Here is a 17861-nt window from a genome sequence, read left to right as displayed (position 1 = left end):
TCAGACCCGCGGATTGTCTTACAGTTCTAAAACCGAACTGTCAATTCGAGTAGATTTTGTGCTCTAGGAAAGACATTGTCTCGCAGTAGGTACCGATTTAGAATGGTATCTGAACCAAAGGCTTCCTGAACGATATTCGCGCGGAAGCCGCGGGCAGAGTGGAGATCTGGAATGAAATGGGGTGAGCTGGAGGACGAGCCGTGTTCGATGGCCCGAACCATCGGCGTGATCGGCGACCGCTGGACCCTTCTGATCCTGCGTGAATGCTTCCTGCGCACACGCCGTTTCGATGGCTTTCAGTCTTCGCTCGGAATCACGCGCCACCTGCTCGCCGAGCGGCTGAAGAAGCTGGTCCGGCAAGGCGTGTTGCGGCGTATCCCCTATCAGGACTCGCCCAAGCGGCACGAATACATCCTCACTCAGAAGGGGCTCGATCTCTATCCGATCATGATGGCGATCGTGCATTGGGGCGACACTCATATGGTCGACGCGCGCGGACGACCTTTGCTGCATCAACACCGCAAATGCGGCAAGGACTTCGATCCGGTCATGGTTTGCTCCGAATGCGGCGAGCCGCTTTTGGCCAAGGAGATTCATACCCACCCCGGCCCTGGTGCTCGACGCACCCCGGCGCCGGAGAAGCCGAAGGCAAAGCGAGAGACAAGGGCAAAGACAAAGGCCCACCGCAGCGCCGCGTGAGATGGCTGCGTAGCGCGAGCAACGTTCGACATATCCCTGGAAATGGTGCGACCGATCTTTCAAACGGACATGAACTCTCGTTCCCGCGGCGCATTTCGCGCGAGCTTTGCTTCATCACTCACCCGCTCAAATCCAAGAGGGCACAGGGAAGGCCGGGTGCCGGCTGGCACCCGCGGTCCGCTGCGCGAAAAGCACATAGGCAAGTTCACCCTCTATCCACCACGCACTCCGCACCATCGATAACATAGGCTGCGTGACGAAAATCCCTGATAGTGGCGAGCTTGCCGGCGGACCAGTCGAGCAGCATGAAATATTTCGCCCGCCCGGCTGGCTCGTTCGGATCGAACACCAGGATCGCGGGACGTCCCTCGACCTGCCCCGTCACCAGGTGCCAGTCGCTGACCTTCGAATAATTGCCGAAATAGTTCGACACCTCAGCCTTGCCTCTCAGCCTGGTGCGGTTGACGAGCTCGAGCCTGACGTCGTCGGCGATCATGGCGCGGATCGCGTCGAAGTCGCGAGCGTTGAAATGGCCGACATAGGCGCTGAGCCGCGTCCGATCGGCTTCCGACAGGCCCGGCTGCGACACGTCGTCCGGCTCTCCGGCGAACTCACGCAGCTGCGTGCGTCCGCGATGCAGCGCGGCCTTCACCGCCGGCAGGCTGAAATCCATGATGTCGCAGACCTCGGCAAGCGAGCAGCCGAGCACGTCCATCAGGATCACGCTGGAGCGCTGCGCCACCGGCAGCCGCATGAAGGTGCGCAGGCTGGTCGCGGCGATCTGGCGGCTTTCCAAATCATCGAGCCGGTCGGCAATCATCTCCACCTCCTCGGCCGAATGCAGCGCCTCCTGCCGGTTGCGGCGGCGCAGGAAATCCAGCGCGGTGTTGTGCGCGATGCGGAACAGCCAGCCCTCCATATTGACAGGCGTGACCGATTGCAGCGCTTCCATCGCCTTGATCAGCGCATCCTGCAGCACATCCTCACCGTCGATGACCGAGCCGACCATGCGCGCGCAGTAGCGATGCAGTTTCGGCCGCATCCGCGCCAGCAGGGCCTCGACATCGACGGTGGCCAGGGGGTCTGGCGCCATTGCTCCTCCGCTTCGCCTGCTCAGGACTCGTCCAGCATACGATAGTTGCCGACAATCCTCACATCACGAACCAGCGGCAGCTCCGCGCAGCGGTCACGGATGCCGTCCTGGAACGTCTGAAATGCCTTGAGTTTCGGGATCGGGCTCGAGCCGTCCTCGGCCGCGGCCTCGACAAGATGGATGAAGGTGTCGTCCTCCAGCCGCAGCGTCAGATAGCGCACACCGTCCGGCCCGGCCGCCTTCAATTCGGCAAATACGGCCGAAACCAGCTCAGCATTCCGATCGGCCAGCTCCGGCCTAGCCTTGTACCTGATCAACGTCCTTCTCATCGCGCGCTCCTTGCTCATGTCGCGACCTGGTTCGCTCAAAATCGCGCACATGGCCGCATCACCCCTAGGACGTTTGCCGACCGGCGAAGGATGCGGCCCGGAAACAATTATTTTTGGGCGCATCCTTTGCCGCTCAGCCCTCGTCTAGCCCGCAGAACGCGCCGCGACAGGCTGGCGCGACACACGGAGAGAGGGCGATGCAGACCCCGACCAATCGCGCCGCGCAGAACTGGGTGCTCGGCGTCACCGCGCTGGCATCCTTCATGATGGCGCTGGACGCCATGATCATCACGACGGCATTCGCGACCATCCGCGCCGAATTCGGCAGCCCGGTCGAGACGCTGCAATGGACCGTCAACGCCTTCAACCTGACCTTTGCCGTGCTGCTCCTGACCGGTGCCGCGCTCGGCGACCGCTTCGGTCGCCGCCGCATGTTCGCGGCCGGGCTCGCCCTGTTCGTCGTTGCATCGGCGGCCTGTGCGCTCGCAGGCAATGCCACCGCGCTGATCGCCGCCCGCGCGCTGCAGGGCGCCGGCGCTGCGCTGGTGATGCCGCTGGCCATGGCGATCCTGAGCGGCACGTTCGGCCGCGAGGAGCGCGCCCGCGCGCTCGGCATTTTCGCTAGCATCACCGGCTGCGCGCTGATCATCGGCCCCGCCATCGGCGGCTTCATCACCGAACATTTCGGCTGGCGCTGGGTGTTCTGGATCAACCTGCCGATCGGCCTGATCGCGATCACCCTGGTGCTGGCACGGTTGCGCGAAAGCTTCGGCCCGGCCGGCGCGTTGGACATCCCCGGACTGGCGCTTGTTGCGCTGGCGGCGCTGGCGTGGGTGTGGAGCCTGTTGCGCGGCAACGCCGTGGGGTGGGCGAGCGCCGAAATCATGGCCACGCTGATGTCGGGCCTGGTGTTCACGGCCGGCTTCGTGCTCTGGGAATTGCGCGCGGCCGCGCCGATGGTGCCGATGCGGCTGTTCTCATCGCGGGCGCTTGCCTCCGGCATGTCCGCAAGCGTGCTGTTCTACGCCGCGATGTATGGCGTCTTGTTCCTGCTGCCGCAGTTCCTCCAGACCACGCTGGGCTTCGACGCCTTCGGCGCCGGACTTCGCCTGCTCCCCTGGACAGCGACGCTGTTCGTCACCGCCCCGATCGCGGGCGCGGTCGTCAACAGGTTCGGCGAGCGGCCGCTGGTGGTGACGGGATTGCTGATGCAGGCGATCGGCCTCGGCTGGATCGCGGAGATCGTGAGCCCCGCGGTTACCTACTCCGCTCTGGTCGCGCCGCTGGTGCTGGCCGGCGTCGGTGTCTCGATGGCGATGCCGGCAGCACAGAACGCCATCCTGAGCTCGGTCGCGGTGGCCGAAATGGGCAAGGCGTCCGGCATCTTCAACATGGGCCGCTTCCTCGGCGGCATGTTCGGCATCGCCGCGCTGGTGGCGAACTTCTCGGCCCATGGCGGGGTCGATTCGGCCGCTCATTTCGAGAGCGGATTTGCCGCGGCGATGAGCCTCGCCGCAACGCTGTCGCTGGCCGGCGCGATTGCAGGGTTTTTCCTGCCGGCACGGCGACGGACCGCCGGCGCAGCCGCGCCGCAAGATGCGTGAGGCTGACAACACTGGAGTTTCGTTATCGGGCTGGCGGCTTGTGCCGTCACGCTTCTTTCTGATCATGAAGCGTCGTTCTAAGATGAAAACGACATCTGGTGGAAGACATCGCAGTCCTCCGACACGCATTGCAACCCGCAGGACACGTTTTCGCGTTCTCGCGGCGAAATTCGCCCGAGGTTTGCCTGGTCACTCCACCCTCTAAGCCAAGAGGGCGCAGGGAAGGCCGGGTGCCGGCTGGCACCCGCGGTCCGCTGCGCGAAAATGTAGCGCAATGAAACCGCACAGCAGCATACAGGTGTAGCCAATCACTCGGCCTTCCCTGCGCGATGGTTGGACGGCTTATGCCGTGCTCTCCCGGGAGCCGAGTTCTCTTTGGCCTCCCTCGCCTTCGCGAAATTCACCGGCACCGCGCCGGTTGACGCAGATGCCGCATTCGCCAGGGCTTGACCGTAGCAACGACGGCCAGGACCACACGGTTTTGCCGTACGCACGGCCCGCCATTTCGCCGCAGTTTTTCCAGCCCTGTCGACGGAGCCGGAAACTTACAGACGAGACGAAGCCTAGCAGCGCCGCTCGTCGGAACGAAGCCTTGGGCTCACGGAGAGCAATCCGCCCTGCCCTTGGCCACTCGTACCCGAACGCTGCCGCGTCCACCGCAAGCCCGGCTCGCGAACGTGACGACCACAAGATCGCCCCTCAAGGATGAGCCGGGATGAGTGACACATACGCCAAAACCGAATTTCGGTAAAGTGGAATATTTTTGCGTGAGCGGATTGACAGGGGGCGACACAGGGCTGGAGCGTTGGGAGACAGACCGTCGGTTCGACAGGCGAGAGTTGGCCAAAGGAACGGAAAAGCCCACCAATTTAATCTACCCGCTCGAACGACAAATCTGGCTTTCCATCGAAGCGCACCAGAACAGCTTGAGTCGCTGCCTCTCCACAAACCCATGAGTCTTGTAGCCGGCGGCTTACCACGGGACTGATCCCAACGTCGCGACGATTCCGATCCCATTTCGATAGACAAGCTCGGCGCCTTTCCAGCCGGTAACGGCGAGCGGACCAATGGCCGCGACGAGCGCCAATGCGATCACCAGATGCGCTTTCTTGCCTTGAGCTGTCCTTCCGGCCTCCAACACTGCGATGAACCACCAGATCACGGCAGTCGCGATCGCCCATCGCCGGTGGTCGGTCATGAAGATCGTTTGAGACGCGTCATGAGCAACAGTGAAGAAGGCGTTGATTCCTGCAATGACGGTCAGGATCGACAGCGCAGCTCCTGTCCAGAGGTTTATCCGAGCCGCGACGACCACAACGCCTGCCCAGCTGCGTCCGCGCGCAATTTGACCGAGCCCATACAGTGCCGTCGCCACGACGTACAAGGCGATCGTGAAGTGCACAAAAACCGGATGCCAATTCGGAATGATCTCGGGCATCGCAATACTCCTATTTTCGCCTCTCGGCGCTGTCGGCTTGCGGCGTCTTCGCCTCCGCCGGCAAATTTTCGAGCGCCCTCACGAAAAACAAGAACATCTTCGAAGCGAGACTCGCGAGCTTGTTCGCGTGCAGACGGGCAATAGCTGACTGGAAACCAAGTCCCTGTATGATGCAGAAGTAGAGAATTGCCGCGTTGGAGACATTTGTGGTCTTCGGAAGTTGACCAAGCCGAACCGCCTCCTTGAGCAGATCGGTCACGTGCCGCTCGTATAGGATGTGAAGCCGTTGAAACTGCTCGTTGAGCATTGGGTAGCGGTGCCGAAGATCGTCCGACATCACGACCTTTGCGAGCGCGGGAAACCTCTCAATCAGCCCGACGTGGCCGACAAGGATACTTTCCAGACGAGCGAGCGGCGGCTCGTCCCTTTGTTCGAGGAGAGCGCGGGTCCAAACACCCTCCAGGCTTCCCTGGAGCCACCCCAGCACCTCGGTCCAGAGCACCTCTTTGGTGGGGAAGTGTCGAAAGACCGCCCCTTGGGATCGACCGATCGTATCCGCAATTAGCTGCGTACTGACCGAGTCGGCGCCTCGTTCATGGACCAATCGCAAGACCGTCTGCACGATCTGCTCCTTGCGCTCATCGGCCTGCAATCGTTCGCGACTGAGAGACGAAGTTACTTCGACGGGCATCGCTGGCGTCCTTGATTAGATAGCATGTACTTGCTATCTACCGATCCTAGAACTTGCTGTCAACTCCGGAAGACCGACAGGAGGACGTGTTGGACCTCAAGCTGTTTCGTGTAATTGCGCCTCTGGCGACGTGCCAGGCGGCGCTCCTGACGAATAACATCATCGTCATCGGCCTTAACGGATTGGTGGGCTATGCCGTACTCGGCAGCGACAAGTCGCTGGCGACCCTTCCCGTCGCGACCTACATCGCGGGCACCGCGGCTGCGACCTTCCCTGCTTCGCTCTGGATGAGACGATTTGGACGCCGGCACGGATTCCTGATTGGGACGATCATCGGGCTATTCGGTGCACTCGTCTGCGCGACCGCGCTGTTCATGAACAGTTTTGCAGTGCTGTGCTTTGGAACGCTGATGATTGGAACCTATAATGCGTTCGGCCAATATTATCGGTTTGCCGCCGCGGAGATGAGCGGCCCCGAGCGCGCCGGACGCGCCATTTCACTCGTCCTTACTGGCGGGATCGTGGGGGCAATCGCGGGTCCCGAAATAGCGAAACTGACCAAAGATGTCTTTGCGGTCCAGTTCGCAGGGACATACTTGTTTCTCGCCTGCCTGGCGCTTGTCGCTTTGATGGTTCAGGCTCGTCTGAATTTACTGCCATCCCACGATGAGTCGGAGCAAACCGAAAGCCGCCCGATTTCGCAGATCGCACGCCAGCCGGGGTTCATCATGGCCGTTCTCAGCAGTGCGTTCGGAAATGCAGGCATGAATATGCTGATGACATCGGCTCCAATCGCGATGATCTCGCATCATCACACATATGCCGATGCTGCGTTCGTGATCCAATGGCATGCCTTGGGAATGTTCGCCCCGTCCTTGGCGACGGGGGCATTGATCAAGCGCGCAGGCTCGACCACGATCATCCGGCTCGGCGCGCTTTTGATGCTCGCTTGCGCTGCCGCGGCCGCACTTCTTGGAACTGGCGTGAGTGCATTCTGGGTTTCGATGGTGCTGCTGGGGGTTGGCTGGAATTTTCTCTATGTCGGCGGAAGCACGCTTCTGACCGGAAACTATCACGTTTCAGAGCGCGCCAAGGCTCAAGCGCTGCACGATCAAACAGTATTCCTATCAACCGCCATCAGCGCGCTTCTATCCGGTTGGCTGCTCCAGCAGGCGGGCTGGCAATTCTTGCTCGGCGTGACAGCGGCTTTGGCAGCGACCGTCTTGCTTGCGAGCATCTGGTTGGCAGAATCCGAGACCAAGGTGCCGCAGTTCGCCAAGGCATCTGAATAAGGCATATCCTCTTCACAATCCGGAGCCTGATGGTCTGCACAAGGGTCGAATGATATGGGCGCGCACAGCAAACAGTCGCTGCTGTAGATACCCGACGCCGGGGTGCCACCGAAGTGCCGCCTACCGCGCGGCCCACATCACAGCGCCTCGACAGAAGTTGAAGGCGAGGCGTCCATAGAGAAAACCGCTTCCCGGCTCTGACGCAGCGAGGCGGTACGAATTGCCGAGAGCACGGAGAATTTCGATCATCTCCATCAATTCATGATGCGTCAGCGTCAAATGAAGACTGGCGTGCGACAGGAGCAGGGCTTGAATGCCAATGTTGATCATGAAGGACCCGCTCCTGCGCACGGCAGCGGCATAATTTGCGCGAGATAAGCGCTTCTCCATTGATACGGCGTATCGCCGACAAAGCGCTTGAACACCGTGGTGAAATGCGCCTGGGTCTGGAAACCCACGGTCAGGGCGATGTCCACGAGCGCAATTTCGGCCTGCTTGAGCAGCTCCTGGGCGCGCTCGATGCGGCGCCTCAGCAGATATTCATGAGGTCGCACGCCGACGGCCGCACGGAACTGCCCGGCGAAATGCATCCTGCTCAGGCCGGCGACGGCGGCCATGTCCTGAAGCGTTATCTTTGCAGTCAGATTCTTGTCGACATATTGCAGGACGCGCCTGAGACGCCAATTCTGCAGCGACCGTACGGTCCTTCCAGCATCCCCCTCGCGAATGGCGTCGGCCTGATCGAGCTCGGCCCGTGCGCTGGGAGCCTGCCGACTGAACGTCCGGGTGAGGATCGCAAGCCGCAGGGCGTCGGCCATGATGGCGGAATGGGTATCGTGCGTGGCCTCGGTCGCCGCGAGCGCATCGGACAGGCGCCGCATCACCGGATCAGCGGCTTCTCCTCCTGCGAAGGCCCGTTCGCTCTCGGCAGGCGGCGGTGCAAGGAGTTTTGCGGAGAGCCTGAAGCGGGGCCCGCGAGCGGCAGAACGTCCGGCGTCCGCCGCATGCTCGACCGCCAGGGCCATGTCCAGATGGACGAAAGACAGCATTGTTCCGCCTTCGTCGAACCGGTCAGGGAGTTTCGATAGCCCGAGCCGATCGCGATCGATTGCCGAGATATCGATCGCGCGAACGTCATGATCCTTGATCGCCTGTGAGCGTGACATCTGCAGCGACATCGTCGAATCTCCTTGTCCCGTTTTCGATCCGGCCTGGCCTGACCGGCTTGCCCGAATGCCATGGGAGCAGAGTAATTCGGCGGTGTGCGCGATCCATTCTACCCGCGGGTGCGTCTATAGGTTCTCGGGTTGACCGCGTCATACCTAGGTATGATCACAACCTGTTCCTCGGGTGAGCGCACCGATGCGACGTCTCACCGGGATTGCGGCTGCGGGCACAACTTGCGGCGCGACGCCTGCGGTAAGTTGACGCGCTTTCTGCGCACCATCCGCCGGCGGGACCACGCGAGCTCCCTGGTTTTTCCGGGGAATGCCGCTTGCCGGCGGTTTCACCGCATCGAGCGCGCGACAGGTCTTCCACGAGAGCACGAAAATCGCGCGGGTGGATGTTGTGAACGCGATCAAATCGCGGCATCAACGCGCTGATAGCTGATGTGAGAAGAACGACTGCAAGTGACGATGACGCGTCATGATCTGACCACGGGCTCATCCAAGAGCCGCACCGGCTTGCGGTCCTTGTCCGCCATCCTCGCCTTTGCGGTTTTCCTGGTTGACGTCCTGACGCCGCTCGAGGGCGCGGTGGCGGTTCTCTATATCGTGGCGATCCTGCTCGCGGCGAAGACCAACCGGCGCGACGACACCATCGTCGCCGCGGCCGGCTGCGTCGTCCTGACGATAACAGCCTATCTCCTGTCGCACGATCTGCGGACCATCGCCTCACCCGCCCTTCGTGTGCTGGTGAGCCTCGCGGCAATCGGGATCACGACCTTGCTGGCGCTGCAAAATCACGCGGCAACGAAGCGCCTCGCCGCGCAGGCCCGCCTGCTCAACCTCTCGCACGACATGATCTTCGTCAGAGACCGCGGCGGCGTGATCACCTTCTGGAACAAGACGGCCGAGCAGGTCTACGGGTGGTCTGCCGACGAGGCGGTCGGGCAGCTCGCCGACGCGCTCCTGCAAACCAGATATCCCGACCGGCGCGAGGTCATCGAAGCGGGCCTGGTGGGCACCGGTCGATGGGAAGGCCGCGTGCAGCAACGAACGAAAGAAGGCGCGGCGCTCACCGTCGATGCACGATGGGCCTTGCAGCACGACCGTCTTGGCAAGCCCGTCGGGGTCCTTGAAACGCACACCGACGTCACCGACCGCGTCGCCGCACACAACGCGCTGGTGCGAAGCGAACAGCGATACCGCCGGATGTTCGACGCAAGCCGGATCGGCGTCGTCGAAGAGGATTGGAGCGAACTCCGAGCCGCACTGCAATCGCTGGACACCGCGGGAGCCAGCCTGCGCGACCATCTGGCGCGACATCCCGATTTCGTCCGGCATGCCCGCCGGCTCGCTGCAATCACCGACGTCAATCCGGCCCTGCAAAAGATGGCAGGCGCAAACGGCGCCTCGACGTTTATCGAGAATGTGGACCTGCTTCTCGGCGAGAACGACCGCAGCTTCCTCGGCGCGTTGATCGCGTTCGCGGAAGGCGAGCCGTTCTACGAAGGCGAAACCGAGCTCGTCAGGCTCGACGGACGCAAGGTTCCGGTGCTGTTCACGATCACCTTCCCCTCCGGGCCTGACGGCGACCGCAACGTGCTCGCCTTCGTCGTCGACATCACCGAGCGCAAGCAGGCGCAGGATGCGTTGCTCGCGGCGCAGGCGGAGCTCGCCCATGCCGCGCGCGTTGCCACCCTCGGCGAGCTCAGCGCCTCCATCGCCCACGAGGTCAATCAGCCGCTGGCGGCGATCGTCACCAGCGGCGAGGCCGGCTTGCGATGGCTGCGGCGCGACGTGCCCGATCTGAAGGAGGTCGCGGCCACGATCGTTCACGTCGTCGCGCAGGGCCGCCGTGCCGGCGAGGTCGTGGCCCGCATCCGCACCTTCCTGAAAAAGGCGCCTGCCCAGCAGGACAGTCTCGATATCGCCGAGATCATCCAGGAAGCGGCCCTTCTGGTCGCGCGGGAGCTCGCGAATGACGACGTCGTCCTGACTGTCGAGACGACGCCTGGCCTGAAGCCAATTCGCGGCGACCGGATCCAGCTTCAGCAGGTGCTGGTCAACCTGCTGGTCAATGCCGCCCAGGCCATGTCGGACCAGCGCGGTTCCCGTACCGTCATGCTGCGCGCCAGCGCCGTCGACGGCGAGAGACTCGCCATCACGGTGCAGGACAGCGGCCCCGGCATCCGGCCGGACGACATGCCACGCCTGTTTGATCCGTTCTTCACGACGAAGCGCGGCGGAATGGGCATGGGACTTGCGATCTGTCGAACGACGGTGGAAGCTCACGGTGGCGAGTTGTCGGTCGAGAGCACCCCGGGCGCGGGAGCGACATTCCGCCTGACACTGCCATACAGCCAAGAACACATCAGACCATGACACGACCAGACCACGCGCAATCGCCCGCCCAATCGCTCAACTCGGTCGTTATCATCGTTGATGACGACGCAGGCATCCGCGCCTCGCTCGACAGCCTGTTCCGATCGGTCGGCCTCGATACGCGCCTGTACGGCTCGCCGTCCGAACTGCTTGGAGGCTCGCTGCCCGACGGCCCCGGCTGCATCGTGCTGGACGTCCGCCTTCCCGGCGTGAGCGGGCTCGACCTGCAGGGCCAGCTCGTCCGGCAGGGCATCAGCTATCCGATCATCTTCATGACGGGCCATGGGGACATTCCGATGTCCGTGCGTGCCATGAAGGCCGGCGCGGTCGATTTCCTCTCCAAGCCATTTCGCGACCAGGACATGCTCGATGCCGTGACCGCGGCGCTCGAACGCGATGCGCAGCACCGGGCCGAAGCCGCGACCAAGGAGGACATCCGCGCCCAGTACGAGACCCTGACGGCGCGCGAGCGCGAGGTGATGGGCCATGTCACCGCCGGCCTGATGAACAAACAGGTCGCCGCCCTGATCGGCCTCAGCGAGATCACGGTCAAGATCCACCGCGGGAACGTCATGCGCAAGATGGGGGTCCGGTCGTTCGCCGACCTCGTTCGCAAGGCCGAGGCGCTCGGAGTTTCCCAGACCCGCAGGACTTCGGACCAAACCTGAGTATAATTCCGGCGGGACTGCCCCAGGTGCATAAAGCGCCATCGGCCGCGCCGAGGGAGATGCTCTTCCTTGCGGAACACCGCGGCCAGGATTAGGCGCCCCCATGGCCAAAAGCTTGGTGATTGCGATCGTAGACGACGACGAAGGCGTTCGGGCATCGCTGGCGAGCCTCGTGCGTTCGGTCGGCTACGAGGCCCAGGCCTACGAATCCGGCGTGGACTTCCTGCGGCAGGCGCAGGGAGACGATCCGGCATGCATGATCGCCGACGTCCAGATGCCGGTCATCACAGGCGATGAGCTGCAGGCCCAGCTGGTTGCCGCCGGCCGCCATTTTCCAATCATCTTCATGACGGCGTTTCCGAGTGAAACCGTGCGTCAGCGCGTCATGGCCGCAGGCGCGCATTGCTATCTTGGCAAGCCTTCCAGCGGTGACGAGATCATCCGCTGCCTCGAAGACGCGCTGGCAGGCAACGGGCCGCAATAGTCCGGCCCGCGGCTGGCGCGGACGAGCGCCGTTTTCCCTCAACCCGACGTGCAATCCGGCAACGAGGTTGGTGAACCGGAAATACCGGCGAGCCCCTCGCACCTCATATTCGCGCGCGTATCACGACATTGGCGGGGCTGGCTGTTCTGCCGAGGGAAATGGGGATCTCGCGCGATGCAAATCAATGCCGATGCTGCCGCCGCGGCGCGCCCATTGGTCTTCGCCGGGTTTCCGGCGAGCTCCTGGGCCTTTGCGCTGCGGGTGTGGCTCGCGATGCTTCTCGCCCTCTATGTGAGCTTCTGGCTCGAGCTTGAATCGCCCTCGTCGTCAGCCCTCACGGTGGCGATCCTGGCACTGCCCACGCGCGGTCAGGGCATGGAAAAGGCCGGCTACCGATTGCTTGCAACCGCCGTCGGCGTGGCGGCATCAATCGCGATCGCCGGCATGTTTTCCCAAACCGACGGTCTCCTGCTCGCGGTGCTCGGCATTTGGATCGGCCTTTGCGTCTACGCCGTCGGGATGCTCGACGGCAATCGCGCTTATGCAGCGTCTCTCTGCTGCACCACGGTCGCGCTGATTGCCATTCAGCAGATCGACAGCCCGCTGCAAGTATTCCCGACCGGCGTCGCGCGGGGCGCGGCCATCAGCGTCGGGGTCCTCGCGGTGGCGCTCGTGAATGAAATTCTGGCCGCGCCGAACTATCATCCGGCCCTGGCAAGCCGCATCGAGGCGCTGCACCGGCGGGTCACGGATCTCGCGCAAGATGCCGAGCGCGGCCAAGCGCCATCCGCACCCGTTGCGGCGAGCCTGTTGCATGATATCGCAGCACTGCGCCCGGACATCGCGAGCCTAGCGGCGGAATCGAGCGTGGGCCCGACAAGAGCCGCGGCCGCGCGTTCCGCGCTGGTCGATCTCGTCAGCGCGTTCTCTCTCGGCCGCATGCTGGCAGCGCTCTCCGCCACGTCCGCTCCGGCGCAGAATGGTGACGATCCGGACCAGGATGCGGCCGGGCTGATCGCGATTTCCCGATCCTGGCTGCGGATCGAAATCAGCCGCAAGAACGCGCAAGTGCGCAGCAGCCTCGATGCGCTGCGTGCAGGGACGCGTCCCTATCGTGCATGGCACGCACCGCTCTATCGTTCGCGCCGCATTGCGGCCGAAGCCGGCGCACGGGCTGCGATCGCGTTCACGCTGATCGCAATCTTCTTCGTGCTGGCGGGCTGGCCGACAACAGAGCTCTGCCTTTCACTCGTCGCCGTGATCATAGGCCTCGGCTCAACCTCGCCCGCGCCACGCAGCTTCACGCTGGTGGCGGTGATGGCGATGCCGATCGCCTGCGTGCTGGCCGGCATCTTGAAGTATCTCGTCTTCAATGGGGTGTCCGAGTTTCAGCTGCTGGCGATCGGTCTTGCGCCTGTCGTCATCGGCCTCGCGCTGCTGGTCTCGCTGCCGAGCCCGATGCTGTCTTCCCTCGGCCGTCTCGTCCTGGTGTTCACGCTCGCGGTGCTCGCACCGACAAATCCGCAGAGCTACGACCCCGAGGTGTTTCTGCTGACGAGCTTCTTTGCCTGCCTTTCGTCCGTCCTCGTCTTTGCCGCGCAGTTGCTGCTGCCTCCCTTGTCATGCGGCCGGCGCATTCGGCTGCTGTTGGAAGAGGTCCGGCGCGAGCTGAGCCGCCGCGACAGCGGGCCAGCCCGGCATCTCGCGCCGGAGGAAGCCGCCTTTCGCGACGCGGCGCGGATTGAACAGATGGTGACCGCAAACGGCCCCTCCGCAATCAATGATCGGATCGCCGGCACGGCCATGCATTTTTTCGACAAGGCCGACGCCCTGCGACGTTGCCGTGCCGAACTGGACCGGGTCGGCCAGGGCCCGCTCGCCGGAGCGGCGCAGGCCGCGCGAGAGGCCCTCGTCCGGCGGGACGGCGGTGCGATCCTCGCTTCGGCCGGGGCGCTGCACCAGGCGGGAGCGCCAAGCAACCTGCCCACCAGTGCAGCCATCGCCGCGCTGATTGCGGCAAGTGCGGCGTTCATGCCGCCACAATCTCCGACCGGCTCCAGCCGAGGGACATCACCATGATGAACACCTATCGGGAACTCGTCATCGGTGGCGTGCTGATTGCCCCCATCGTCTCCTATGCGGCAACAGCGATGCTCGCGTTCCTGATGCTGCGCCCGCTGCTGCGCTTCGTCGGCTTCACGAGATTCTTCAGCAACCCTTCGCTGGCCGAACTCAGCCTCTACGTGGCGATGTTCGGCATGCTCGCACTGTTCTTCTAGGGAGAAAAGCCATGGAAGCCACCCTGCCCCGCAACGCCGCCCCGCTTCATGGCGAGCCAACGACCGACGCGCCGGTGGATGCCGCAGACACCGTGGACGGTTCGAACATGCCGGAGACCGTAGCGCGCGACACCGGCGATCACGCCGCGGCCGGCGTCAAACCTCCGGAACAGGCGGCTCCCTCCGCGAAGGTGCTGCGCGAGGGCGCCCGCCGCTTCATCCACGGCGCGGCCAAACATCTTGCGACCCTCGGCATTGCACTGGTCGCCGTCTTGATATCGCTCGCGACCTGGCAGCATTACGTCACCGCGCCCTGGACCCGGAACGGCAGCGTGCGCGTCCAGGTCGCCAACGTCGCGCCGCAGGTTTCGGGCGAGATCGTGGAACTGCGGGTGACCGACAATCAGTTCGTCCATAAGGGCGACGTGCTCTACGTCATCGACCCCTTCGACTTCGAGGTGGCCGCCCATGTCGGCAAGGCCGTCCTCGACCAGCGCGCGGCGGATCTCGAAGTGAAGCAGGCCCAGTTCAACCGGCGCCAGCGCTTGTCCAACCTCGCAACGACGCCGGAGGAACAGCAGATCTTCGCCGGCAATGCCTTGCAAGCGAAGGCTGCGTATGAGGCGGCGGCGCATCAGCTTGCTCAGGCCGAATTGAACCTGAAACGAACCAACGTGACGAGTCCGGTCGACGGCTACGTCACCAACCTCCTGCTGCGCGTCGGCGATTATGCTACCACCGGCGCCAGCAACGTCTCCATCATCGATGCCAACAGTTTCTGGATCGACGGCTATTTCGAAGAGACCAAGATGGCGGGCGTGTGCGTGGGCGATCGCGCAGAGGCACAGCTCGTCGGCTACTCCAAGCCGCTTCAGGGACATGTGAAAACCGTGACCCGCGGCGTCAGCGTGTCGAACGCCGCATCCGGCACCCAAGGCTTGCCCAACGTCGATCCCATCTACACCTGGGTTCGGCTTGCGCAGCGCGTGCCGGTTCGCGTCGCCATCGACACGGTGCCTCCGGGGGTGCCGCTGGTCTCCGGCATGACGGCGACGGTGACGATCCGGCAGCCCTCAAGCGAAACCCAAAGCCGGTTTGAGCGATTCCGCACGAACTTCGTGAATCCCGTCGCCGATCTGTTCGGCGCGGGACGTCCGCCTCGCGCGAACTGCCTTCAGGCCACATCCCAGCAGCCCCCCGAGGTGGAAGCGGTTCCGTATTCGCGCGAACCCGCCATTCCGCCAGCGGCTGCCATCGCACCGGGCCTCACACCCGGCCTCGACGCCTCGCCACGCCTGCCCTGAATCAGACGAAGACGGCCGGCCGGACATGACAGTACCGCATGCACCCTCGTTCGGTGTGTTCTCTCCACACATGCACTTGATCCCTTTGATTCCAATTGAATTTTTCGCGACACGCGGTCGCACCCGCTCGCACTTGCAAAATCTAATACCGCTTCAGCTTCCTTAACGAGCCTTCCGACGCGGTCGCACCTATCGTTCGAACATGGACCAATTGCATTCTGCTGCCGTCCCGACGGCAGCCGAATCCAGGAAATGGGGACGAACGATGCTTACTGATATGCAAGCGGCCGGCGCCCGGGTGACGTATCAACCCAGCCGCCGCGAATCGGCTTCCCCGCAAGAGTCTCGCGCATTTCCCCTCGAACGAAGGTGGCGCCAGCCCGGCCAACATGGCGGCACCGCGTCCGACGACATCACGATCTCGCGCTGGACCTCGACCCAAACAGGCATAAGGCACGAAGAAGCCGCGACGCCTTGCGACCGATACTTCCTGGCCATCGCCTTGAAAACAACACGGGTCAAACTGACCAGAGGCCGCCACACCGTCTTCGACGGCGTCATGCCGGCAGGCACGCTGTATATCGGCGCACCGTCGCAGCGGCTCAGTGCGCAGTTCTACGCGCCGTGCGATTTCCTGCACTTCCACGTCTCTGCCGGCAGTTATTTTCCGCCTCTACGGCCTGGAGCAGGCCCCGCCGCGCCGGAAGGCCTCAACGACCTCGTCCTGCTCCGCGACCCCTTTGCCGAGCAGCTTGCGAAAGCACTGACCGAACGCGGCCATTGGGCCGACCGGGAATTCGCACGCTGCATCGGGCGGACGCTGGCAATGCACATTGCCCGGCGCGAGCCCCCTCACGCGAAAGTCAATGCCTTGCCGAAATGGCGGCTGCGGCGCGTCGAGGAGTATGTCGGGACGAACTTCGACCACGGCATCACCCTGTCCGACCTTGCCAAGGTGGCGGGACTGTCGCGGATGCACTTCGCGGCTCAGTTTCGTGCCGCGACGGGATACCGACCGCGGGAATACCTGCTGCATCAGCGCATCGAGCGTGCGAAATCACTGCTATCGAATTCCGACACGGTCCTCGCCGAGGTGGCGCTGACCGTCGGCTTCTGCACGCAGGCGCATTTCTCGACCGTCTTCAAGCGGATCACGGGTGAGACTCCCGCGCGCTGGCGATGCGCCAGCCGGAACGCGTCGACTTCGTCCAGGCTCGGCGATCCGGCTGCGACACGCATGGCCGTGTCCCACGTGCTGCCCGCGGAAATCACGTGAATCATGCAAAATGAGAAATAGCCTGGGTTCGCGAAATACTTTGGCGGCGCGATCGGCGATACTGCACATGTTAGGTGACTGAGACCCCAAGTCACGGCTCGAGCCTCTCTCCTCCCTGGGCGTACGAGCATTTTGGGGCCGTCCTCCGCCAAGGACGGCCCCCTTTTTCTCTACCGCGCAGCGCGATCGTCTCCTAAACTTGTCGCGCTCAGGCGCTCAGGTGACGCGCAACCCAGGCGCGGACGCCCTGAAGGCTCCTGAAATCGTCCAGCGAGCGAGCCGGAAGCCCGGGCTCGATCTCGGCAACCATCCTGCTGAGCGCGTGTCCGGGCCCCAGCTCGAGAAACCCCGTTGCACCCGCTTCGACACAGGCTTGCAGGCAATCCGTCCATTGCACGGTGTGCGAGATCTGCGCGGCAAGCTTGTCGAGACCGCTCTCGGGCGAGACGACCGGAGCCGCATCTATTCCGCTCAGAATGCGCGCACCGCTCCTCGCCGGGAACACCACCGGTGCCAGGCGCAGAGTCTCACGAAATACGGCGGACGCCGCGGCGAGCCGTTTGGTGTGGGAGGCCACCTCAACCGGCAACGCGACGATCCTTGCGCCGTGCATCGTCCGCGCGTCTGCGGCAATTCCGCTCAGCGCCTCCCGGCCGCCGCCGATGACAAAGGCATCGCCGGGATTGACGAGGGCGATCGCCGCGCCGTGACGTTCGCAAAGGCGACCGATCTCGTCTCGCGAAAGACCACGGACGAAGATCAGACCGTCGCCGGCGCGCGTGGCCGCATCCATGGCTTCTGCGCGGCGCGCCACGAGATCGAGCGTGGCAGTCGCATCGAACAGTCCGCCGACACCCCAGGCCGCGACTTCGCCGACACTATAGCCGGCAATGATGACGCCACGCGGCATGACATCTGCGAGCGCACACGCCGCAGCGAGCGGCTGCAAGGTACAGAGAATCTGGCCGGCACGGTTGCGGTGCAGGGCCTCATCAGGTTCGCCGCGGACGAATTCGCGCGGATCCCTGCCACCGAGCAACGCCGCCGCACGCGCAAACAGCTGCGCGGCGTCCGGCGGGTCGCCCGTGAGGGCGAACATGTCCCGATGCTGGCCGCCTTGGCCCGAGCAGAGGATCGCAAGCGTCATCGCCGCGGC

General features: G+C 63.7%; 17 protein-coding genes. 10 read left to right on the top strand and 7 right to left on the bottom strand.

All coding sequences use genetic code 11. The annotated features are described in order from the left end of the window. Positions 1–171: 171 nt before the first annotated feature. Positions 172–699, top strand: a complete 528-nt coding sequence (locus tag ABIB90_RS13220; RefSeq protein WP_354200815.1) for a winged helix-turn-helix transcriptional regulator — start codon at positions 172–174, stop codon at positions 697–699. Positions 700–904: 205 nt separating this feature from the next. Here the strand turns inward: ABIB90_RS13220 and ABIB90_RS13215 are convergent, their stop codons facing one another. Next, positions 905–1792, bottom strand: coding sequence for a sigma-70 family RNA polymerase sigma factor (locus tag ABIB90_RS13215; RefSeq protein WP_354160384.1), 888 nt, complete (start codon positions 1790–1792; stop codon positions 905–907). Between the two features lie 20 nt (positions 1793–1812). Beyond that, positions 1813–2121 carry a hypothetical protein gene (locus ABIB90_RS13210; RefSeq protein WP_219681560.1) on the bottom strand — a complete coding sequence of 103 codons (309 nt, stop codon included), beginning with the start codon at positions 2119–2121 and terminating at the stop codon, positions 1813–1815. A gap of 197 nt (positions 2122–2318) precedes the next feature. Between ABIB90_RS13210 and ABIB90_RS13205 the strand changes: the two genes are divergently transcribed. Next, positions 2319–3725, top strand: coding sequence for a DHA2 family efflux MFS transporter permease subunit (locus ABIB90_RS13205; RefSeq protein ID WP_354200814.1), 1407 nt, complete (start codon positions 2319–2321; stop codon positions 3723–3725). Between the two features lie 973 nt (positions 3726–4698). Here the strand turns inward: ABIB90_RS13205 and ABIB90_RS13200 are convergent. After that, a complete protein-coding gene (locus ABIB90_RS13200) occupies positions 4699–5163 on the bottom strand; it encodes a DUF2231 domain-containing protein (protein WP_354200813.1) in 465 nt (154 codons plus the stop codon). 10 nt (positions 5164–5173) lie between these two features. Continuing rightward, positions 5174–5854 carry a TetR/AcrR family transcriptional regulator gene (locus ABIB90_RS13195; RefSeq protein WP_354200812.1) on the bottom strand — a complete coding sequence of 227 codons (681 nt, stop codon included), beginning with the start codon at positions 5852–5854 and terminating at the stop codon, positions 5174–5176. 89 nt (positions 5855–5943) lie between these two features. On the opposite strand from ABIB90_RS13195, the gene ABIB90_RS13190 reads away from it, so the two are divergent. Then, entirely contained in the window at positions 5944–7146 is a 1203-nt protein-coding gene (locus ABIB90_RS13190; RefSeq protein WP_354200811.1) for an MFS transporter, read from the top strand. 120 nt (positions 7147–7266) lie between these two features. Here the strand turns inward: ABIB90_RS13190 and ABIB90_RS13185 are convergent, their stop codons facing one another. Next, positions 7267–7476 carry a hypothetical protein gene (locus ABIB90_RS13185; protein ID WP_007596015.1) on the bottom strand — a complete coding sequence of 70 codons (210 nt, stop codon included), beginning with the start codon at positions 7474–7476 and terminating at the stop codon, positions 7267–7269. Beyond that, the gene (locus ABIB90_RS13180; protein ID WP_007596017.1) at positions 7473–8324 is read right to left on the bottom strand and encodes an AraC family transcriptional regulator; all 852 of its coding nucleotides are present in this window, start codon (positions 8322–8324) and stop codon (positions 7473–7475) included. The genes ABIB90_RS13185 and ABIB90_RS13180 overlap by 4 nt, the downstream gene beginning before the upstream one ends. A 459-nt stretch (positions 8325–8783) precedes the next feature. Between ABIB90_RS13180 and ABIB90_RS13175 the strand changes: the two genes are divergently transcribed. From ABIB90_RS13175 to ABIB90_RS13145, 7 genes are all read left to right on the top strand, one after another. Beyond that, positions 8784–10694: a PAS domain-containing sensor histidine kinase gene (locus tag ABIB90_RS13175; RefSeq protein WP_354200810.1), complete on the top strand. Its 1911-nt coding sequence runs from the start codon at positions 8784–8786 to the stop codon at positions 10692–10694. Next, positions 10691–11362, top strand: a complete 672-nt coding sequence (locus tag ABIB90_RS13170; RefSeq protein ID WP_007596020.1) for a response regulator transcription factor — start codon at positions 10691–10693, stop codon at positions 11360–11362. The genes ABIB90_RS13175 and ABIB90_RS13170 overlap by 4 nt, the downstream gene beginning before the upstream one ends. Positions 11363–11465: 103 nt before the next feature. Next, on the top strand, positions 11466–11846 hold the full coding sequence (locus ABIB90_RS13165) for a response regulator transcription factor (protein WP_007596023.1): 381 nt from the start codon (positions 11466–11468) through the stop codon (positions 11844–11846). A gap of 174 nt (positions 11847–12020) precedes the next feature. Next, positions 12021–13925, top strand: a complete 1905-nt coding sequence (locus ABIB90_RS13160) for an FUSC family protein (protein ID WP_354200809.1) — start codon at positions 12021–12023, stop codon at positions 13923–13925. Beyond that, positions 13922–14125 carry a DUF1656 domain-containing protein gene (locus ABIB90_RS13155; protein ID WP_007596028.1) on the top strand — a complete coding sequence of 68 codons (204 nt, stop codon included), beginning with the start codon at positions 13922–13924 and terminating at the stop codon, positions 14123–14125. Before ABIB90_RS13160 ends, ABIB90_RS13155 begins: the two co-directional genes overlap by 4 nt. A gap of 11 nt (positions 14126–14136) precedes the next feature. Beyond that, positions 14137–15429 carry an HlyD family secretion protein gene (locus ABIB90_RS13150; RefSeq protein WP_007596030.1) on the top strand — a complete coding sequence of 431 codons (1293 nt, stop codon included), beginning with the start codon at positions 14137–14139 and terminating at the stop codon, positions 15427–15429. Between the two features lie 265 nt (positions 15430–15694). Further along, positions 15695–16705 (top strand): helix-turn-helix domain-containing protein, encoded by a 1011-nt coding sequence (locus ABIB90_RS13145; RefSeq protein ID WP_354200808.1) that lies wholly within the window; start codon positions 15695–15697, stop codon positions 16703–16705. A gap of 208 nt (positions 16706–16913) precedes the next feature. On the opposite strand, the gene ABIB90_RS13140 is transcribed toward ABIB90_RS13145, so the two are convergent. Next, positions 16914–17852: an ACP S-malonyltransferase gene (locus tag ABIB90_RS13140; RefSeq protein ID WP_354200807.1), complete on the bottom strand. Its 939-nt coding sequence runs from the start codon at positions 17850–17852 to the stop codon at positions 16914–16916. Positions 17853–17861: the final 9 nt, after the last annotated feature.

It is taken from the genome of Bradyrhizobium sp. JR4.1 (assembly GCF_040548605.1).
In the GTDB taxonomy this organism is placed as follows: domain Bacteria; phylum Pseudomonadota; class Alphaproteobacteria; order Rhizobiales; family Xanthobacteraceae; genus Bradyrhizobium; species Bradyrhizobium canariense.
The sequence above is the reverse complement of the archived record's forward strand: the minus strand, read 5'-3'. Positions and strand labels throughout refer to the sequence as shown.